General features: G+C 63.9%; 19 protein-coding genes. 9 read left to right on the top strand and 10 right to left on the bottom strand.

Going from position 1 to position 15,658, the window contains the following annotated elements:
• Window positions 1-9: 9 nt before the first annotated feature.
• From GWG67_RS14600 to fliL, 3 genes are read right to left on the bottom strand one after another with little or no spacing between them, the layout of a single operon-like run.
• Window positions 10-456: a DUF6468 domain-containing protein gene (locus GWG67_RS14600; protein ID WP_007612299.1), complete on the bottom strand. Its 447-nt coding sequence runs from the start codon at window positions 454-456 to the stop codon at window positions 10-12.
• Window positions 453-1,655, bottom strand: coding sequence for a flagellar motor switch protein FliM (gene fliM / locus GWG67_RS14595; RefSeq protein ID WP_027567600.1), 1,203 nt, complete (start codon window positions 1,653-1,655; stop codon window positions 453-455). The genes GWG67_RS14600 and fliM overlap by 4 nt, the downstream gene beginning before the upstream one ends.
• A gap of 19 nt (window positions 1,656-1,674) precedes the next feature.
• On the bottom strand, window positions 1,675-2,166 hold the full coding sequence (fliL, locus tag GWG67_RS14590) for a flagellar basal body-associated protein FliL (protein WP_275170002.1): 492 nt from the start codon (window positions 2,164-2,166) through the stop codon (window positions 1,675-1,677).
• A gap of 378 nt (window positions 2,167-2,544) precedes the next feature.
• On the opposite strand from fliL, the gene flgF reads away from it, so the two are divergent.
• Genes flgF through flgH form a run of 4 tightly spaced genes read left to right on the top strand, consistent with a single transcriptional unit; the run spans window position 2,545 to window position 6,032 of the window.
• A complete protein-coding gene (flgF, locus tag GWG67_RS14585; protein ID WP_275170001.1) occupies window positions 2,545-3,306 on the top strand; it encodes a flagellar basal-body rod protein FlgF in 762 nt (253 codons plus the stop codon).
• Window positions 3,307-3,322: 16 nt separating this feature from the next.
• Entirely contained in the window at window positions 3,323-4,111 is a 789-nt protein-coding gene (gene flgG, locus GWG67_RS14580) for a flagellar basal-body rod protein FlgG (protein ID WP_007602131.1), read from the top strand.
• 10 nt (window positions 4,112-4,121) lie between these two features.
• Window positions 4,122-5,261, top strand: a complete 1,140-nt coding sequence (gene flgA, locus GWG67_RS14575) for a flagellar basal body P-ring formation chaperone FlgA (RefSeq protein WP_275170000.1) — start codon at window positions 4,122-4,124, stop codon at window positions 5,259-5,261.
• Window positions 5,262-5,264: 3 nt separating this feature from the next.
• Window positions 5,265-6,032, top strand: coding sequence for a flagellar basal body L-ring protein FlgH (gene flgH / locus GWG67_RS14570; protein WP_018456424.1), 768 nt, complete (start codon window positions 5,265-5,267; stop codon window positions 6,030-6,032).
• Between the two features lie 249 nt (window positions 6,033-6,281).
• Here the strand turns inward: flgH and GWG67_RS14565 are convergent, their stop codons facing one another.
• The 3 genes from GWG67_RS14565 to GWG67_RS14555 form a co-directional block, all read right to left on the bottom strand.
• Window positions 6,282-7,061 carry a 2-keto-4-pentenoate hydratase gene (locus tag GWG67_RS14565; protein ID WP_275169999.1) on the bottom strand — a complete coding sequence of 260 codons (780 nt, stop codon included), beginning with the start codon at window positions 7,059-7,061 and terminating at the stop codon, window positions 6,282-6,284.
• 519 nt (window positions 7,062-7,580) lie between these two features.
• Window positions 7,581-7,946: an RNA polymerase-binding protein DksA gene (gene dksA / locus GWG67_RS14560; RefSeq protein ID WP_008554760.1), complete on the bottom strand. Its 366-nt coding sequence runs from the start codon at window positions 7,944-7,946 to the stop codon at window positions 7,581-7,583.
• 216 nt (window positions 7,947-8,162) lie between these two features.
• Complete coding sequence (locus GWG67_RS14555) at window positions 8,163-8,774, bottom strand: NAD(P)-dependent oxidoreductase (protein ID WP_275169998.1); 612 nt, start codon at window positions 8,772-8,774, stop codon at window positions 8,163-8,165.
• Window positions 8,775-8,922: 148 nt separating this feature from the next.
• Between GWG67_RS14555 and GWG67_RS14550 the strand changes: the two genes are divergently transcribed.
• Complete coding sequence (locus tag GWG67_RS14550) at window positions 8,923-9,294, top strand: helix-turn-helix domain-containing protein (RefSeq protein ID WP_275169997.1); 372 nt, start codon at window positions 8,923-8,925, stop codon at window positions 9,292-9,294.
• Between the two features lie 4 nt (window positions 9,295-9,298).
• Here the strand turns inward: GWG67_RS14550 and GWG67_RS14545 are convergent, their stop codons facing one another.
• On the bottom strand, window positions 9,299-9,712 hold the full coding sequence (locus GWG67_RS14545) for a flagellar assembly protein FliX (RefSeq protein WP_007602121.1): 414 nt from the start codon (window positions 9,710-9,712) through the stop codon (window positions 9,299-9,301).
• A 270-nt stretch (window positions 9,713-9,982) separates the two neighbouring features.
• On the opposite strand from GWG67_RS14545, the gene GWG67_RS14540 reads away from it, so the two are divergent.
• The 4 genes from GWG67_RS14540 to GWG67_RS14525 all read left to right on the top strand — a co-directional run bounded on the left by GWG67_RS14540 (window position 9,983) and on the right by GWG67_RS14525 (window position 12,500).
• Window positions 9,983-11,107, top strand: a complete 1,125-nt coding sequence (locus GWG67_RS14540) for a flagellar basal body P-ring protein FlgI (RefSeq protein WP_275169996.1) — start codon at window positions 9,983-9,985, stop codon at window positions 11,105-11,107.
• Window positions 11,107-11,472, top strand: coding sequence for a flagellar assembly peptidoglycan hydrolase FlgJ (gene flgJ / locus GWG67_RS14535; RefSeq protein WP_275169995.1), 366 nt, complete (start codon window positions 11,107-11,109; stop codon window positions 11,470-11,472). Before GWG67_RS14540 ends, flgJ begins: the two co-directional genes overlap by 1 nt.
• Before the next feature lie 11 nt (window positions 11,473-11,483).
• Window positions 11,484-11,981, top strand: coding sequence for a hypothetical protein (locus GWG67_RS14530; RefSeq protein ID WP_275169994.1), 498 nt, complete (start codon window positions 11,484-11,486; stop codon window positions 11,979-11,981).
• Between the two features lie 159 nt (window positions 11,982-12,140).
• On the top strand, window positions 12,141-12,500 hold the full coding sequence (locus GWG67_RS14525) for a hypothetical protein (protein WP_275169993.1): 360 nt from the start codon (window positions 12,141-12,143) through the stop codon (window positions 12,498-12,500).
• Between the two features lie 3 nt (window positions 12,501-12,503).
• Here GWG67_RS14525 and GWG67_RS14520 read toward each other — a convergent pair whose 3' ends face one another.
• The 3 genes from GWG67_RS14520 to GWG67_RS14510 form a co-directional block, all read right to left on the bottom strand.
• A complete protein-coding gene (locus tag GWG67_RS14520; RefSeq protein ID WP_275169992.1) occupies window positions 12,504-12,647 on the bottom strand; it encodes a hypothetical protein in 144 nt (47 codons plus the stop codon).
• Window positions 12,644-13,012: a flagellar biosynthesis regulator FlaF gene (flaF, locus tag GWG67_RS14515; RefSeq protein ID WP_007612319.1), complete on the bottom strand. Its 369-nt coding sequence runs from the start codon at window positions 13,010-13,012 to the stop codon at window positions 12,644-12,646. Before flaF ends, GWG67_RS14520 begins: the two co-directional genes overlap by 4 nt.
• Window positions 13,013-13,303: 291 nt before the next feature.
• Window positions 13,304-15,595 carry a DUF1522 domain-containing protein gene (locus tag GWG67_RS14510; protein ID WP_275169991.1) on the bottom strand — a complete coding sequence of 764 codons (2,292 nt, stop codon included), beginning with the start codon at window positions 15,593-15,595 and terminating at the stop codon, window positions 13,304-13,306.
• Window positions 15,596-15,658 lie beyond the last annotated feature (63 nt).

Below are 15,658 nucleotides of genomic sequence, written 5' to 3'. Positions count from 1 at the left end.
ACCCTGACTTTATGCGGCAAGACCGTTGGAGCGTCGGCGCTCGGAGAAGGCTTCGGCCGCAGCCGCCACCGCCTTCGCCGACGAGGGCTTGGCTGCGGGCGCGGCGACCGTTTCCGGGTTCGTCACGGGGCGCGCGGCGATTGCGATCTTGGACAGGCGCCGCACCACGTTGTCGGCTTCGCCGAGCTGCTTGTAGAGCTGCTCGGACATCTGGGTCGCCGACGCGAGCTGGCTGCCGAGGTTCTCGTTGACGTCGCGCACGGCGAGCTTCAGCCCGCCGATCGCGCGCTCGGCGATCTCGGTTGCGGTGATCAGCTCGCCGATGACCGCCTTCAGCGAATGCTCGTCCGCCTTCAGCCGCGTCAGTCGCTTGTTGAGCGTGACGCAGTAGACGATGGTCAGCATCAACAGGATAGCCACCAGCGTCTCGATCGCCATTCCTAGGGAGTGGTTCATGGGGCCTCCATCATCTTGTTCTGCTCGTCGACCTTTTCGAACATCGCAAGTGTCGTACTTGGCTTGCGCAAGGGTTTCGTCACCCGTATCGCGACGCGGTCGCCGACCCGGCCCATGCGTCCTTCGGTGATGGTGACGTCGCCGCAGCGAACGGTGACGTTGGCATCCGCACGCATGTCAAGCGGCAGCGTGTCGCCGACCTTCAGCCGCATCAGCTGCTTGAGCGGAATGTCGGCTTCGTAGAGCACGGCGTCGACGGAGATCTCGGCCTGCACGATCTCGGTGGCGAAATGGCCTTCCCAGATCTGGTCGCGGCCGAACTTTTCGCCCATGAACATCTGGAGCAGGACGCCCCGGATCGGCTCGATGGTCGCGTAAGGCAGCAGCAGCTCGATGTTGCCGCCGCGATCTTCCATGTCGATACGCAGGCGCACCAGGATCGCGGCGTTGGCAGGACGGCTGATCGCGGCGAAACGCGGGTTGGTCTCGAGCCGGTCGATGGTGAAGGTCACCGGCGACAGCGGCCGGAACGCCTGTTCGGCATCGGCCATGACGACTTCGACCAGCCGCTTGACCAATTCCGTCTCGATCGTGGTGTAGGGCCGGCCCTCGATGCGGAGCTGGCTCGAGCCGCGGCGGCCGCCGAGCAGCACGTCGATCATCGAGTAGATCAGGCTGGAATCGACCACGGCCATGCCGAAATTGTCCCACTCTTCGGCCTTGAAGACGGTGAGGACGGCGGGCAGCGGGATGGAGTTCATGTAGTCGCCGAAGCGCACCGAGGTGATGCGGTCGAGCGAGACTTCGACGTTGTCGGAGGTGAAATTGCGCAAGGAGGTCGTCAGCAACCGCACCAGGCGGTCGAAGACGATTTCGAGCATCGGCAGACGCTCGTAGGAGACCATCGCCGAATCGATGATGGCGCGAATGCCGGAATGATCGTCGAGCGTGACGTCGCCGACCGCAAAGCCGAGGAGGTTGTCGATCTCCTCCTGCGACAGCACCCGTTCGCCGGAATTCTTGCCGGCGCCGAGATCGCGGCTGCCATCCTCGACCATGGCCGCCCATTGCAGGGCCATGGTCTCGGATAGTTCGTTTTCGGCAGCAGCCTTCGCGGCCTCGGCGGGATCCTCGGAATCGAGCGAGGCCTCCCATTGGGCGGCAATTGCATCCTGGTCTGGTTGGTCGGTACCTGCCATGATCCCTAGCCCGTCATGCTCACTGGATCACGACTTCCTTGAACAGCACCGCGCTGACCTGGACCGGAGCGACCGCCGCGTTGACGCGCTTGGTCAGCTCTTCCTTGAGGCGGAAGATGCCGGCGGAACCGTTGAGGTCGGAGGAGCGGAGCTCGCGCGCATAGGTCTGGAAGATGTCGGTGATGCGCGGCATCGTCGGCTTGATCGCCTCGACCTGCTTCTCTTCCTTCAGCTCCAGCACGATCTTGAGCTTCAGATATTGGACGCGCTCGCCCGGCGCGCCGGCGAGGTTGACCATGATGTCGGGAACCTCGACGAAAGACGGCGGCTTCGGCGGGGGCGCCACCTCGGCGTGATGCTCGTCGTCGCCGTGACGGAAAAAGAAGAACCAGGTCGCGGCGCCGCCGCCGAGAACGGCGAGCAGGCCTACCGCCATGATCATCAGCTTGAACTTGTTCTTGGGCGGAGCGGCTTCCGCGCCTGCGCCGCCTTCCGCTTCATTCTCTGCCATGATCGCCGCGCTCGCTCATCTCTCAAGGGGTCGAAAGAGCGAAGCTCCTGGCAGACAGTGACGCGATACAAATGCCCCAGCGCAGTGCTCCTCTTACCCGCAAACGCTACGGTAATAATGGTTAACGGAACCTTTCGATTGGACCTTCGCTAGGAAAAATCTGCCGGGCAAACATGGCTAACAGACCCTTTCTGCCGCCTCCCCGCACCCTCGAAAAATAGACAAAACGTTGAATTTACAAAGTTTTCCAGCTTGGCACGACTTTCGCTGAGAAAGGACCGAGACCCAAGGTTTGGGAGAACCCAAGGTTTCGTTCACGGGATCGGCCAATGCGCTTGGGAGAGCGAGCTGGCAGATCTCACTCAGGGGAGATTTCCGATGCAGAACGCGCTTCTGATCGGCTTGTCACGACAGATGACGTTGGAACGGCAGATGGATGTCATCGCCAACAACGTCGCCAACGCCAACACCAACGGCTTCAAGGCCGATCATTCGCTGTTCGAGGAGTACCTCAACTCGAACGCGCGTGAGGACAATTTCGTCGGCTCCGACCGCCGGGTCTCCTATGTGCAGGACCGCGGCACCTTCCGCGACGTCGGCCAGGGGCCGATGGAGCCGACCAAGAATCCGCTCGACATGGCGATCAGCGGCAACGCCTATTTCGCAGTTCAGGCCAATGGCGCCGAGCGCTACACCCGCGACGGCAAGTTCTCGCTCAACAGCACCGGCCAGCTCGTCACCTCCGACGGCAACCTCGTGCTGGGCACCGGCGGCCCGATCACCTTCCAGCCGACCGACCACGACATCAACGTCGCGCCGGACGGCACCATTACCGTGCTCGAGGGCACGGCCAAGAACGATTCGATCCGCGGCAAGATCCGCATGGCCTCGTTCGACGATCCGGCCAAGCTGACCAAGCTCGGCGCCAACCTTTACAACATCGGCTCCGCGGTCCCGCAGGCCGACACCAAGTCGACCGTGCAGCAGGGCTATGTCGAGAAGTCGAACGTGAACTCGGTCGGTGAGATGAGCCGCATGGTCGAAGTCATGCGCAGCTACACCGCCATCGCCAACCTGCTCCAGCAGCAGAGTGACATGCACAAGTCGGCGATCGAGAAGCTCGCCGACGTTCCGGCCTGATTGAGGGAGAACTGACATGCAGGCGCTTCACACCGCAGCAACCGGAATGGCGGCACAGGAACTCAACGTTCAGGTGATTTCCAACAACATCGCGAACCTGCGCACCACCGGCTTCAAGAAGCAGACCGCGGCGTTCCAGGACCTGATCTACGAACACGTCCGCCGCGTCGGCGCCCAGTCCTCAGACCAGGGCACCATCCTGCCGGTCGGCGTCGACATCGGCGGCGGCGTCAAGACCGTCGGCACGCCGCGCAGCATGACCCAGGGCACGCTGTCGCAGACCGGCAACGACCTCGACATGGCCATCACGGGCGAAGGCTTCTTCAAGATCCTGATGCCCGACGGCAGCTACCAGTACACCCGCGACGGCACCTTCCAGATGGACAATCAGGGGCGCATCGTCACCGCGCAGGGCAACCCGGTGCAACCGACGATCACGATCCCGAACAACGCCTCGGGCCTCACCATCAACGTGCAGGGCCAGGTCTCGGTGACGCTGCCGGGTTCGTCGACCTCGGCCGTCCAGGGCCAGATCGGCCTGACCCGATTCATTAACAAAGCCGGCCTCCAGCCGGTCGGCAACAATCAGTTCACCGAGACGCCCTCCTCCGGCCCGCCGCAGGACGGCACCGCGAGCTCGGAGGGTTTCGGCAACATCACCCAGAGCAGCCTCGAGCAGGCCAATGTCGACGTCGTCTCGGAAATGAGCGACCTGATCGCCGCTCAGCGGGCCTACGAGATGAACGCCAAGGTGATCAGCGCCGCCGACCAGATGATGCAATCGACCACGGCGCTGTTCCGCTGAGGTGATGACGATGATCCGCACCACCCTCGCCACGATCTCCGCTCTCCTCGTGCTGGCGCTGCCCGCACGGGCCGCCGACGATTTCATCGCGACGCCGACGCTGCGCGCGAGCATCACCGTAACCTCGGACGTGGTGCGGGTCGGCGATCTCATCGACAATGCCGGCTCGGCCGCGCTGATCCCGCTCTACCGCTCGCCCGATCTCGGCACCACCGGTGCGCTGCCGGTCGCGCAGGTGCTGGCGGTGTTGCGCGCAAAGCAGGTGATCGGCGTGATGACCGGCGACATCAAGGAGGTCCAGGTCACTCGTCTCGCCCGCACGCTGGCGAACAAGGACCTCGAAACCGCGGTCGCCTCGGCGCTTGAGCGCCGCTTCGGACTTGGCGATGCCGCCAACATCACCGTCACGTTCGACCGCGGCATCGCCGACATGCGGTTGGATGCCTCCAACACCGGCGTGCTGCAGCCGGTCGCAACCCGCTACGACGCCCGCAGCGGCCGTTTCGACATCGCCTTCGAGATCAACAACGACAACAATCCGGCGCCGACCAAGCTGCGTTTCACCGGCAACGCGATCGAGACGGTGGAAGTGGCCGTGCTGACGCGCGACATCGATCGCGTCGATCTCCTGAAGTCCTCCGACGTCGCCATGGAACGCCGGCCGAAGGCCGAGGTCACCGGTGAGGCCGCCTCGCGCGATCGCACGCTCGGCATGCAGCTTCGCCGGCCGATGCGGGCGGGAACGCCGATCCGCGTCGCCGACATCGTCAAGCCCGATTTCGTGCAACGCGACCAGAACGTCACCGTCATTTACCAGGTTCCCGGAATCTATCTCACCACGCGCGGCAAGGCGATCGAGAGCGGCGCCGAGGGCGACACCATCAGCGTGCTCAACCTGCAGACCAAGCGCACGCTGAGCGGCGTCGTCACAGGCCGCGGGCAGGTGACGGTCCAGGGCGCCAGCCAGGCCGCGCCGATGCCGGCTGCGGTCGAGCAGACCTCCTCGCTCAAGCGCGACGAGGCGCCCGCCCCCGTCGATACCGCAGCCCTCGTTCGGAACCTGGTCCAGACCCCGGCATCCCCGGCCCAGATCGCGCAAGCCCAGATCCCGCAAGTCCGCGTCTCGCAAGCTCCAGCCAAGTCAGAGTAAGTCATGTCCACGTTCAGTTCGGCTTTTCGTCCCCGTCGCATCGCGATCTCTGCCCTGCTGCTGGCGACTTGCGCGCTGGCGAGCGGCTGCTCTTCGATCGACCGCCTGTCGCAGATCGGCGAGCAGCCGAAATTGTCGGCGATCGATAATCCGACGACGCAGCCCGGCTACAAGCCGGTGCAGATGCCGATGCCGAAGCCCGAGGTCGCCTCCTACAATCCGAACTCGCTGTGGCGCAGCGGCAGCCGCGCCTTCTTCAAGGACCAGCGCGCCCATCAGGTCGGCGATATCCTGACGGTGGCCGTGAACATCACCGACAAGGCCAATATCGAAAACGACACCCAGCGCAGCCGCACCAACAAGGAAGATTCCGGAATCACCGACTTCATCGGCGCCAAGACCTTGGGCGCCCAAGCGCAGAAGGTGTTGCCCGGACGCATCCTCACCGCCGACTCGACCGCGTCCAGCGAGGGCAAAGGAAGCGTGGACCGCAAGGAAGCGTTGCAGACCAACGTCGCGGCGGTCGTCACACAGGTCCTGCCCAATGGCAACCTCGTGGTCGAAGGCAAGCAGGAAATCCGCGTCAACTACGAAATTCGCGAGCTCATCGTCGCCGGCATCGTCCGCCCCGAAGACATCCAGAGCGACAACACCATCGATTCCACCAAGATCGCGCAGGCCCGCATCGCATACGGCGGCCGCGGCCAGATCATGGACGTGCAGCAACCGCGCTACGGCCAGCAAGTCATGGACGTGCTGCTGCCCTTCTAACTTCTCCCGAGCTCCCACATCGTGTTCGCGAACCTAGGCGCGGACGACGATGTACGACGCGGCCCTCGCTAGCTCCCCTGGCGAGGGCCGCATGTATTTTGGCGATGGCTGCATACAACTGGCCAGATGCGCGATCGTAGCGACACCGCTGCCCTAACCTCCGTCATTGCGAGCGAAGCGAAGCAATCCAGACCGCCACCGCGGAGGGACTCTGGATTGCTTCGCTTTGCTCGCAATGACGCGGAGAGATCACGTAAACTCCGCCTCCACCGTGCCCAGCCCGTCCAGCTCCATCCGCACCTTGTCGCCGGCTTTCAGCCACAGCGTCTTCACCAGGCTCCCGGTGAGAACGAGCTGTCCCGCGTGCAGACCCTTGCCCTCGGCGGCGAGATGGTTGGCGAGCCAGGCGAGTGCGTTGTGGGGATGGCCGAGCACGTCGGCGCCGGTGCCATGGCTGACCTCTTCGCCGTTGACGATGGCGCGGCCTTTGATCGCATTCAGGTCAGGCACCGACGAGCGCGGCACGACCTCGCCCAGCACGCAGCCGGCGGCGAAGAAATCGTCGGCGATCAGCGTCGGCGCGCCCATGGTTTCCCACTTCACATAGCGGTCGTCGACGATCTCGATCGCGGGATGATAGGCCTCGACCGCTTCGCCGACCCATTCGGCCGTGAACGGCGCCTCGCCGGCGGCGAGATTGCGCTTCAGCCGCACCGCGATCTCGCATTCGACGCCGACCCGGACATAGTCGGCAGCCGCGAGCTGCACGCCGGTGTCGTGCACGCCCTTCTGGAACACGCCGCCGCCGCATGGGTGTGGAATGCCGATGTAATCCTGCATCACCTGGCTGGTGCAGCCGATCTTGTAGCCGACCAGCGGGCCGGCATGCGGCAGCAGCAGATCGTGCAGCGCGCGCTGGACCTGATAGCCCTCGGCTTCATCGGCCGGAGGAACTTCGAGCGGCGCGAGCGGCGCATGGTTGCGGCGCGCCAGCGCGATCGCCTTTGCGGCTGCGAGAATTCTGTCCATCGGCGCCGGCTCCTACACACCACAATCGAGGACGGCACTTCAGCATCCCCGCCGGGGCGTGACAAGCGCAGGAGGCCGCGCGGCTGCACGTCATTGCGAGCCCAAGCTGGATGAGCTGCTGACGCTGAGCGGCCACATCATGGCAAGCCGCATGGGCTGCGCCGGCGTTTAAGGAAATATTGAGCTGGTCCGGGCTTTATGGGGATGCGCGCCTTAGAGCGTAGCAACAGGCCTGATGCAGCAAGACGTGAAGCTGCTGGATCAGTGCCTCAGCATTCGAGTCGATGTCCTTGATGCGACTCGCAAAACCTCCCGCACCTGAAGTGAAGGCTGTTTCTCATCCGAACTCACGTGAGCTCGGAGGAGTTGAGTCTAGCCCATTGATCGCGATTCACTTTTCGCGATTGCGCTCGCGCGCCGAAGCGCGCGGTTGCAAGCGACAGGCAAAATGCCGATCAGGGCGCGAAAAGGCGCGCCTTGCGTCAAAAAACAAAGAGCCGCATCGCTGCGGCTCGGACTCTATTCGTCGCGATAGACCTTCTCGCGTTTCTCGTGGCGCTCCTGCGCCTCCACCGAGAGCGTCGCGATGGGACGAGCCTCGAGCCGCTTCAACGAGATCGGCTCGCCGGTGTCCTCGCAATAGCCGTAGGTGTTGTCCTCGATACGCTGGAGCGCGGCGTCGATCTTGGCGATCAACTTGCGCTGGCGGTCGCGGGCACGGAGTTCGATGGCGCGGTCGGTTTCGGACGATGCCCGATCGGCGAGATCGGGGTGGTTCACGTTCTCCTCCTGCAGGGCTTGCAGGGTGAGCTTGGACTCTTTGAGGATCTCATCCTTCCAGGCGAGGAGCTTCAAGCGGAAGTACTCCTTCTGCCTGTCGTTCATGAAAGGCTCTTTTTCGGTCGGTCGGTAGTTTTTCAACTTTTCCAAGGGCGGCCTATCTGTCTAAGCAACGACTCGTACGCGGAACGGGGTCCGCTGAGCGGGGCGTTATATAGCGGCCTCCTGTGACAGACAATGTTTCCCTGATCGTCCGACCGGCGCCCCCAAGCCCTTGCACAGGAAAGGTTTATCCTGAAGGGCCCGGGAGCGGCCGTAGGCCTAGTAGCCGACCGTGAAACGTTGCCTCTCATGGGCGGGCCGCTCGATCTCGTCGGCGAGCGCGATGGCGTAATCCGCGAAGGTGATCCAGCTTTTGCCGTTCGCATCTGCGAGAAGCTGATCCGTCCCAAGCCGGAACTTGCCGGTGCGCTCCCCCTCGATGAACAGGGCCGACGGCGAGATGAAAGTCCAGTTCAGCGCCTTTTCCTGCCGCAGCAGGTCGAGAAAGGCCGAACCTGCCTCCGCCTCAGCCTTGTACTGAGCCGGAAAGCCGGGAGTTGTCACCAGTTTGACGCCCGGAGCGACCTCCAGGCTGCCGGCGCCGCCGACGACGAGGTAACGACCGACCTTCGAGTCCTTGGCCGCGCCGATCAGCTTGAGCGCGTCGCTGGCCAGGAAGTGCACGGAACTCACGGCGACGTCGTGCCCGGCCCACAGCTTGGTAAGGCCTGACTGGTCGAGCACGTCCCCCTTGGTCGGGATGACGTTCGGCAGGGCCGCGATCTTCTCGGGGTTGCGGGCGATGGCAGTAACCGTGTGGCCGCGGCGGGACAGTTCCTTGGTGATCTCCGACCCGGCCCGGCCCGAGGCGCCGGCAACTGTGATTTTCATGGAAGGCTCCTTTGCTTCGTTGGTAACTATCGGTAACTAGATATCGCAAAGAGCGCTGGTGTTAAGAGAGCACTTTGTGCTTACCTGATTACACAGGAGTAACCGGCGGCGCCGGCAAATGGGCGGAATGGATCGTGAGGACCCGACGATGAAGCCAGACGTCTATGCAGCGAACTGCCCCACGCGACAGATCCTCGACCGCGTCGGCGACAAATGGGCGGTGCTGATTCTGCTGCTGCTGCGCGAGGAGCCGATGCGCTTCAATCAGTTGCGCCGGACGATCGAAGGCATTTCGCAGAAGATGCTGAGCCAGGTTCTCAAGTCGCTCGAGCGCGATGGATTGCTCAAGCGTCACGCCATCGCAACCGTGCCGGTGACCGTGGAATACTCGATCACGCAGCTCGGCGTGACGCTCGCCGCCGCCGTCGATCCCCTGCGCGATTGGGCCGAGCAGAATCTGAAGGACGTGCTCGCCGCCCAGCGCCGCTACGACGCGCAGTTGAAGGATGAAGCGGCTTAAGACGCTACGCCTGCCCGGCCTTGGCGAGCTCGACCTCGACGCGCAGCTCGATCTCGGACAGCACCGAATCCAGGCCGGGATCGCCGGAGGACGATTTCAGGTTCGCCGCAGCGTCACGCAGCCGCATCACGGTCGAGGCGTCGAGCTTGCCGGAGAGAAGTCCCATCTTGAGATCGTCGAGCACGTCGAGCGCGGTCTTTCCGCGCACGACAGAGCGCTTGCGACGCTCGACGGGATCCTCCTCAATGCCTTGCAGCGCGAGCAGCCCGTCGATGTTGGCGGCGGCCTTCGGTGCGGCGGCGCCCCGCGTCTCCGGAGCCGACGAGGTGTCGGGCAGCACGAAGGTGCCGGAGCTCGTCCGCCTGGCCTGGCTGGCCGGCGTTCCAAGCGTGGTGCCGTTCGGTCCGTAGATGCGCATCGGAAGCAATCCGGGTGATCGATGCGCCACATTCGCCGTTTTATGGTTAACGGCCCGTAAACAGCCCGGCAAAATCTGCCGACAGGCGGCAGTTTCGCTCCTCAGGGACAACACAGGCTGAGATCGCTCGAAACAGATTTATTCAACCTATTCAGCTACCTACCCCCGCTGCCCCGAGTTGGCACAGCGCTCGCAAGGACAGCGTCGGACCAGCTCGTCATGGGAGTGTCGTGATGGTCCTTCGATTTGAGGAGCCTCGGGGAGCAGAGGATGCCAAGCGTTCGTTGGGTGAGACTTGTGGGAGTGGCCTGCGCCGCGCTGTCAGCGCTGGTGCTCTCGGTCAATTCTGCATGCGCGACATCGCGCATCAAGGATCTCGCCAACATCGAAGGCGTGCGGCAGAACCAGCTCATCGGCTACGGCCTCGTCGTCGGCCTCAACGGCACCGGCGACACCCTCAACAACATCCCCTTCACCAAGCAGTCGCTGCAAGCGATGCTCGAGCGCATGGGCGTCAACATCCGCGGCGCCACCATCCGCACCGGCAACGTCGCCGCCGTGATGGTGACAGGCAATCTGCCGGCCTTCGCCACCCAGGGCACGCGCATGGACGTCACCGTCTCCGCGCTTGGCGACGCCAAGAATCTCCAGGGCGGCACCCTGCTCGTCACCCCCCTGCTCGGCGCCGACGGCAACGTCTACTCGGTCGCACAGGGCTCGCTCGCGATCTCCGGCTTCCAGGCCGAGGGCGAGGCGGCGAAAATCGTGCGTGGCGTTCCGACCGTCGGACGCATCGTCAACGGTGCCATCATCGAGCGCGAGATCGAGTTCGCGCTCAATCGCCTGCCGAACGTCCGCCTTGCGCTGCGCAATGCCGACTTCACCACGGCCAAGCGGATCGCCGCTGCGATCAACGATTATCTCGGCGTCAAGACCGCCGAGCCGATTGACCCATCGACCGTGCAGCTTGCGATCCCGCCGGAGTTCAAGGGTAACGTCGTCGCCTTTCTCACCGAGATCGAGCAGCTCCAGGTCGATCCGGATCTCGCCGCCAAGATCATCATCGACGAACGCAGTGGCATCATCGTGATGGGCCGCGACGTCCGCGTCGCCACCGTTGCGGTCGCACAGGGCAACCTCACCGTCACGATCTCCGAGAGCCCGCAGGTGAGCCAGCCCAACCCGCTGTCGCGGGGGCGCACCGTGGTCGCGCCGCGCAGCAGCGTCACCGTCACCGAGGACGGCAAGAAGCTGGCCGTCGTCAAGGACGGCATCTCGCTGCAGCAGCTCGTGGACGGTCTCAACGGCCTCGGCATCGGCCCGCGCGACATGATCAGCATCCTCCAGGCGATCAAGGCCGCCGGCGCGATCGAAGCCGACATCGAGGTGATGTGATGCAGACCGGCATGGTCAACACCGCACGGGTCGCCAGCTCCGCCTTCTCGGTGGAGAGCCGCAACGGCCGGCCGGACTTCGATCTCGCCGCAGCACTGCAGAAGGTCCCGCCGAAGCAGCAGGCCAAGGCACAGAAGATCGCCACCGACTTCGAGGCGATGTTCCTCAACAGCATGTTCTCGCAGATGACCTCGGGCCTGAAGGGCGATGGCCCGTTCGGCGACACGCCTGGCACCGGCGTGTGGCGCTCGATGCTGACCGAGCAATATTCCAAGAATTTCGCCAACGCCGGCGGCGTCGGCATCGCCACCGACGTCTATCGCACCCTGATCATGCAGCAGGCAAAAACGATCCGCACGGCATAAGGTCAAACGAGATGAACCACTTCAACGCCTCGCGTCAGCCGGTGCAAGCGCAGCGCCCGAACACCGCACCCGGCAGCGCCGAGGCGCGCAAGATCGCCGAGCAGTTGATGGATGCGATGAGTGCGCTGCTCGGCCTGATCGAGCGCGAGACCGAGCTCGTGCGCGCCGGTCAGGTCCGCGAGGCGATGACCCTCGAGAGCACGAAGCAGGAGTTGTCGCGAAACTATGTCGGCGCCGTCACCCAGTTGAAGGCGAACCAGGCCCAGCTCGCCAAATCCGCGCCCGAACTGCTCTCAACGCTGCATCGGCACCACGATGCATTCCGCGCGATGCTCCAGGTCAACCTTACCGTGCTCGCAACCGCTCACGCGGTCTCGGAGAGCGTCGTGCGCGGCGTCAACGCCGAGATCCAGAAGCGCAACGTGCCGAACACCTATACGGCCGCGGGACGACGCGCCGCGCCGGGCCCGCGCCACATCACGCCGCTCGCGGTCAGCCGCTCGCTCTGAGCGCGCGCAAGAACAAGCGACAATTTTACGAAAAGTCGCGCGGCAACATCGTCGCGCGGTTAGGCACGTTTCCTTACCGGATGTTCAATCCCGGTGTTCCATGGTTGCGTATTGAGAGGGGTTGGGATTTGACTCACGTGAGGCAACCAGGAGGCTGCCATGAGTACAGATTTCAGCATCAGGCCGGTGGGGATACCGGCCGCCATGCAGATCGTAACGACGTCGAATGCGGCGGCGAACGAGGCCGTGCAAACCGATCTGCCCGTCAGCCAGACAGTGGTCGCCGGCGATGCGAGCGCGCCTGCACGTAATGATTTGCGAAGCAACGAGAACGTCTCACGCCAGGTCGTGTTCGACCAGGCGGCGGCGTCGTTCGTCTTCCAGGTCGTCAACGACAGGACCGACGCGGTGGTCAACCAGTTCCCCGACGAAGCAATGCTACGCCGGCGGGCCTATTTCCATGCGCAGGATTTGAAATCCGAGCCCTCGCGTCCGGCAAGTACCGACCGCAGCGCCTGACGATCAGGCGTCGAGCGTCGCAACGGCAACATCGAGATCGCTCGAACCGGTCGCGGGATCGGTGACGACGTTCTTGATCTGCGCCTTGCCGCTATCCGTCAGCATGAACTTGGTATTGCCGAAGCGGAACGAGCCGTGCTCGATCACGGACGGCCGGACAGACCAGCGGCGATATTGCGGTTGATCTCGATCAGCGGACGGAAGTGATCGAACTGCGGGCTCATCTGCAGCGCGGCGGTCTGGCTCAGCACGAACACGCTGATGTTGGCGATCTTCTGCCGGACGTCGATCGGCTGCGGATTGTTCTCGCGCATGGCCTCGCTCAGGAAAATCGTCCAGAGCTTGCGATTGAACATCAGGGCCTGCGTGGTCTGCTCACTGAACGGCTCGGCGCTGTTGATCGCATCCTGAAGCTTGTTCGCTGCCTTGAGCAGGGTCTGCGCTTCGATGTCGCGAGGAGATGCGGTGGTCGTTGCAACACGCGCGTAGGCCGAGGCAGCGGAATTCGACATCAATCACACCCTGGAGGTTACCTAGCCCGTTGAACGCGCTTAAGGATTTCTTTCCCGACCCTAGGCAGCACCGCTTAAGATTTGCTTACATGTGTGCTTGGAAGCACTCCGGATTATTACGGGTCTCGGAGTTCTTCGTCATCGTGAAGCTAGACGCGCATGTGCACGCTGTAAACACGTCACGCGTTGTGCGCGTCGATCTCAGCTAATCCTGCCTTAGCGATCTCCCTAAAATAAACGGCGGAGCGTTAGCCCCGCCGCGAAATCGATGAGTGATCTTGCGCCGCGAAATTAGCGGAGCAGCTGCAGCACGCTCTGTTGCGACTGGTTGGCCAGCGACAGCGCGGACACCGCGATCGACTGGCGGGTCGACAGCGCCTGGCTGTTCGCCGCTTCCTCGTTGGTGTCGGCCAGCGTCAGATTGGACGAGCCGGTCTGCAGAACGTTGATCAAGTTCTTGGAGAAGTCCTGACGCACCTGCACGATCGACAGATTCGAACCGAGCGACGAACCCTCGGAGCGCAGCGTGCTCGAAGCGGCATTCAGGCTGGCCAGCACCTTGTTGGTTGCACCGTTGTCGATGAAGTCCGTGCCCGGAACGAGATTGCTGAGACCGAGGCCGGCCGCGTTGAACACCACGCCGTTGATACCGAGCGTCGAGCTGCCGTTCTCGTTGAAGACCAGCTTCAGCGTGTCGCCGTTGAGCAGGTTGACGCCGTTGAAGGACGAGTCCTGCGAGGTCGTGTCGATCTGCGCCAGGATGTTGTTGAACTGGCTGACCAGGCCGGAGCGCGCGGTCTGCGCGACGGGATCCTGAATCGGGGGCTGCGCGGTGGTAAAGGCCAGCACGCCCGTGATCGTACCGCCGACCGTTCCGCCGGCGGCAGTCGAGCCGAGGGTCGAGGATGCGTATTCGTTGACGGTGGTGACCGTCAGCACGCCGTTGGCATCGATCGTCGCCGTCAGGTGGTTGGCCTGAAGCTGCACATTGAGCTGGTCGAGCGTCTTGACGGTGCCGTTGGTGCCGTCGCCGAAGGTGACGTTCACCGGCGTGCCGCCGTTGAAGGACGTGAAAGTCAGCGTCTTGCCGCTGACGCCGCCGACACCGGAGTTGCGCGCGGCGGCGAAAGCGGTCGCCGTTCCCGTATTGCCGCTGAGACCGAATGCGTTGAGCGCATTCCCTGTGCCGGTGATCGACAGGTCGGCGTTGATGCCGGTGGAGAGCGCAAGCTGACCGCTGCTGTTGACCGACGAGGGGATCTGGCCCGCGGTGGTCGACAGCGTCGCCGCGCCGTTGAAGATGCTGGCGGTCTTGACGCCGGTGGCGAGGTCGATCGAGTTGAGCAAGTCGGTAAGCGTCGCGCTCTGGATGTAGACGGTCGAATTGCCGTTGCCGTCGGTGACGATGTTGCCGTTGACGCCACCGGAGGTCACGCTGATCGCCGACTGGGGCGTCTGGGCGTTCTTGAAGGTGATGGTGTGGCCGTCGATGTTCAGCGTCGAGCCGTCTTGAACGAGAGAGCCGAGCGAGCCCGCGGTGGTCGATCGGGCCGCAGTGACGCTGGCATTGCCTGCACCGGTCGCCGCGGTCAGACCGAGCTTGTTGAGGAAATCGGCCTTGCCCGTCACACTCAAATCGGCACCGGTCGAGCTCTTCAGCGTAACCGCGCCGCCTCCCGAGATGGACGATGCCACCTGGAGCGTTCCGACAGGACCGGCCGAGCCGCTGACAGCGATGGTTGCGGCGCCTGCGCTGATGGCCGCGGTCTTGACGCCGCTGGCGAGGTCGATCGCGCTGAGAACGTCGTTGACGGTCGCGCCGGGCGCAGCCGCCGTTCCCTCATAGACGATCGAATTGCCGTTACCGTCCGTGGCGATGTGTCCGCTGGCGTCGAGGCCCCAGCCGGTCGGCTGCGTGCTCGGAGCGATACCGGTGCGGAAGGTGATGGTCTTGCCGTTGACCGTGAGGGTGTCGCCGTCCGCGGGCGCCGTGCTGAAGGTGGTAGATGCGGTCGTGCCGAGCAGCGTGGCGGTACCGGACAGTGCGGTGGTGCCGTCGGCGGCGAGCGCCGCTGTGCCGGTAAAGGCGCCGGCGGTCGAGCCGAGCGAGGCGCCGAGCGCGGCGGTTCCCGTGACCGGGGTGACGCCACCGGCTGCGCCGGTATAGAGCACGTTGCTCTTGGCGGTCGCGCTCGCATATGAGGTCGTGCCGCGGAGGTCGGCGGGCGTCGCACCGGGAATCGTGGTGGAGACGTTCGATTTGGTGGAATAGCCGACCGTGGTCTGGAGCGCCTGGTTGGCGATCGACTTGGCGCTGTCGATCAGCTTCTGCAGCGAGGTGATGCCGGTGTTGGCCGCCTGGAGCACCTGCACACCGTTGTTGATGCCATCCAGCAGGTTGCTGATGTCGCTCGCCCGGTTGTCCAACCCCTGGGCCGTGAAGAAGTTGGTGGGATTGTCGAGCGCCGTGTTGACCTTCTTACCGGTCGACAGCCGCTCCTGCGTCGTGGCCAGCAAGTCGGCCGTCGACTGCAGCGACAACAGGTTCTGGCGAACGGACGCCGAGAGAACGATGTTGGACATTGGCGAGTCTTCCTCTTGAACCAGGTACGAATCGGCCGCGCGGTCTTGAAAGCGGGCTTTTGT

The sequence above is a fragment of the Bradyrhizobium sp. CSS354 genome (assembly GCF_029051725.1).
Lineage (GTDB): Bacteria > Pseudomonadota > Alphaproteobacteria > Rhizobiales > Xanthobacteraceae > Bradyrhizobium.
Note: the sequence above shows the minus strand (reverse complement) of the source record. Positions and strands in the feature narration are given on the sequence as shown.

Bases quoted from the DNA above. Each gene is read 5' to 3' on its own strand.
- flaF (WP_007612319.1), bottom strand. From the start codon at position 13,012: ATGTCGAATTCCGCTGCCTCGGCCTACGCGCGTGTTGCAACGACCACC.
- GWG67_RS14510 (WP_275169991.1), bottom strand. From the start codon at position 15,595: ATGTCCAACATCGTTCTCTCGGCGTCCGTTCGCCAGAACCTGTTGTCG.
- GWG67_RS14530 (WP_275169994.1), top strand. From the start codon at position 11,484: ATGAACCACTTCAACGCCTCGCGTCAGCCGGTGCAAGCGCAGCGCCCG.
- flgH (WP_018456424.1), top strand. From the start codon at position 5,265: ATGTCCACGTTCAGTTCGGCTTTTCGTCCCCGTCGCATCGCGATCTCT.
- GWG67_RS14545 (WP_007602121.1), bottom strand. From the start codon at position 9,712: ATGCGCATCTACGGACCGAACGGCACCACGCTTGGAACGCCGGCCAGC.
- flgA (WP_275170000.1), top strand. From the start codon at position 4,122: ATGATCCGCACCACCCTCGCCACGATCTCCGCTCTCCTCGTGCTGGCG.
- GWG67_RS14565 (WP_275169999.1), bottom strand. From the start codon at position 7,061: ATGGACAGAATTCTCGCAGCCGCAAAGGCGATCGCGCTGGCGCGCCGC.
- flgG (WP_007602131.1), top strand. From the start codon at position 3,323: ATGCAGGCGCTTCACACCGCAGCAACCGGAATGGCGGCACAGGAACTC.
- flgF (WP_275170001.1), top strand. From the start codon at position 2,545: ATGCAGAACGCGCTTCTGATCGGCTTGTCACGACAGATGACGTTGGAA.
- GWG67_RS14550 (WP_275169997.1), top strand. From the start codon at position 8,923: ATGAAGCCAGACGTCTATGCAGCGAACTGCCCCACGCGACAGATCCTC.
- fliM (WP_027567600.1), bottom strand. From the start codon at position 1,655: ATGGCAGGTACCGACCAACCAGACCAGGATGCAATTGCCGCCCAATGG.
- fliL (WP_275170002.1), bottom strand. From the start codon at position 2,166: ATGGCAGAGAATGAAGCGGAAGGCGGCGCAGGCGCGGAAGCCGCTCCG.
- GWG67_RS14600 (WP_007612299.1), bottom strand. From the start codon at position 456: ATGAACCACTCCCTAGGAATGGCGATCGAGACGCTGGTGGCTATCCTG.
- GWG67_RS14525 (WP_275169993.1), top strand. From the start codon at position 12,141: ATGAGTACAGATTTCAGCATCAGGCCGGTGGGGATACCGGCCGCCATG.
- flgJ (WP_275169995.1), top strand. From the start codon at position 11,107: ATGCAGACCGGCATGGTCAACACCGCACGGGTCGCCAGCTCCGCCTTC.
- dksA (WP_008554760.1), bottom strand. From the start codon at position 7,946: ATGAACGACAGGCAGAAGGAGTACTTCCGCTTGAAGCTCCTCGCCTGG.
- GWG67_RS14540 (WP_275169996.1), top strand. From the start codon at position 9,983: ATGCCAAGCGTTCGTTGGGTGAGACTTGTGGGAGTGGCCTGCGCCGCG.
- GWG67_RS14555 (WP_275169998.1), bottom strand. From the start codon at position 8,774: ATGAAAATCACAGTTGCCGGCGCCTCGGGCCGGGCCGGGTCGGAGATC.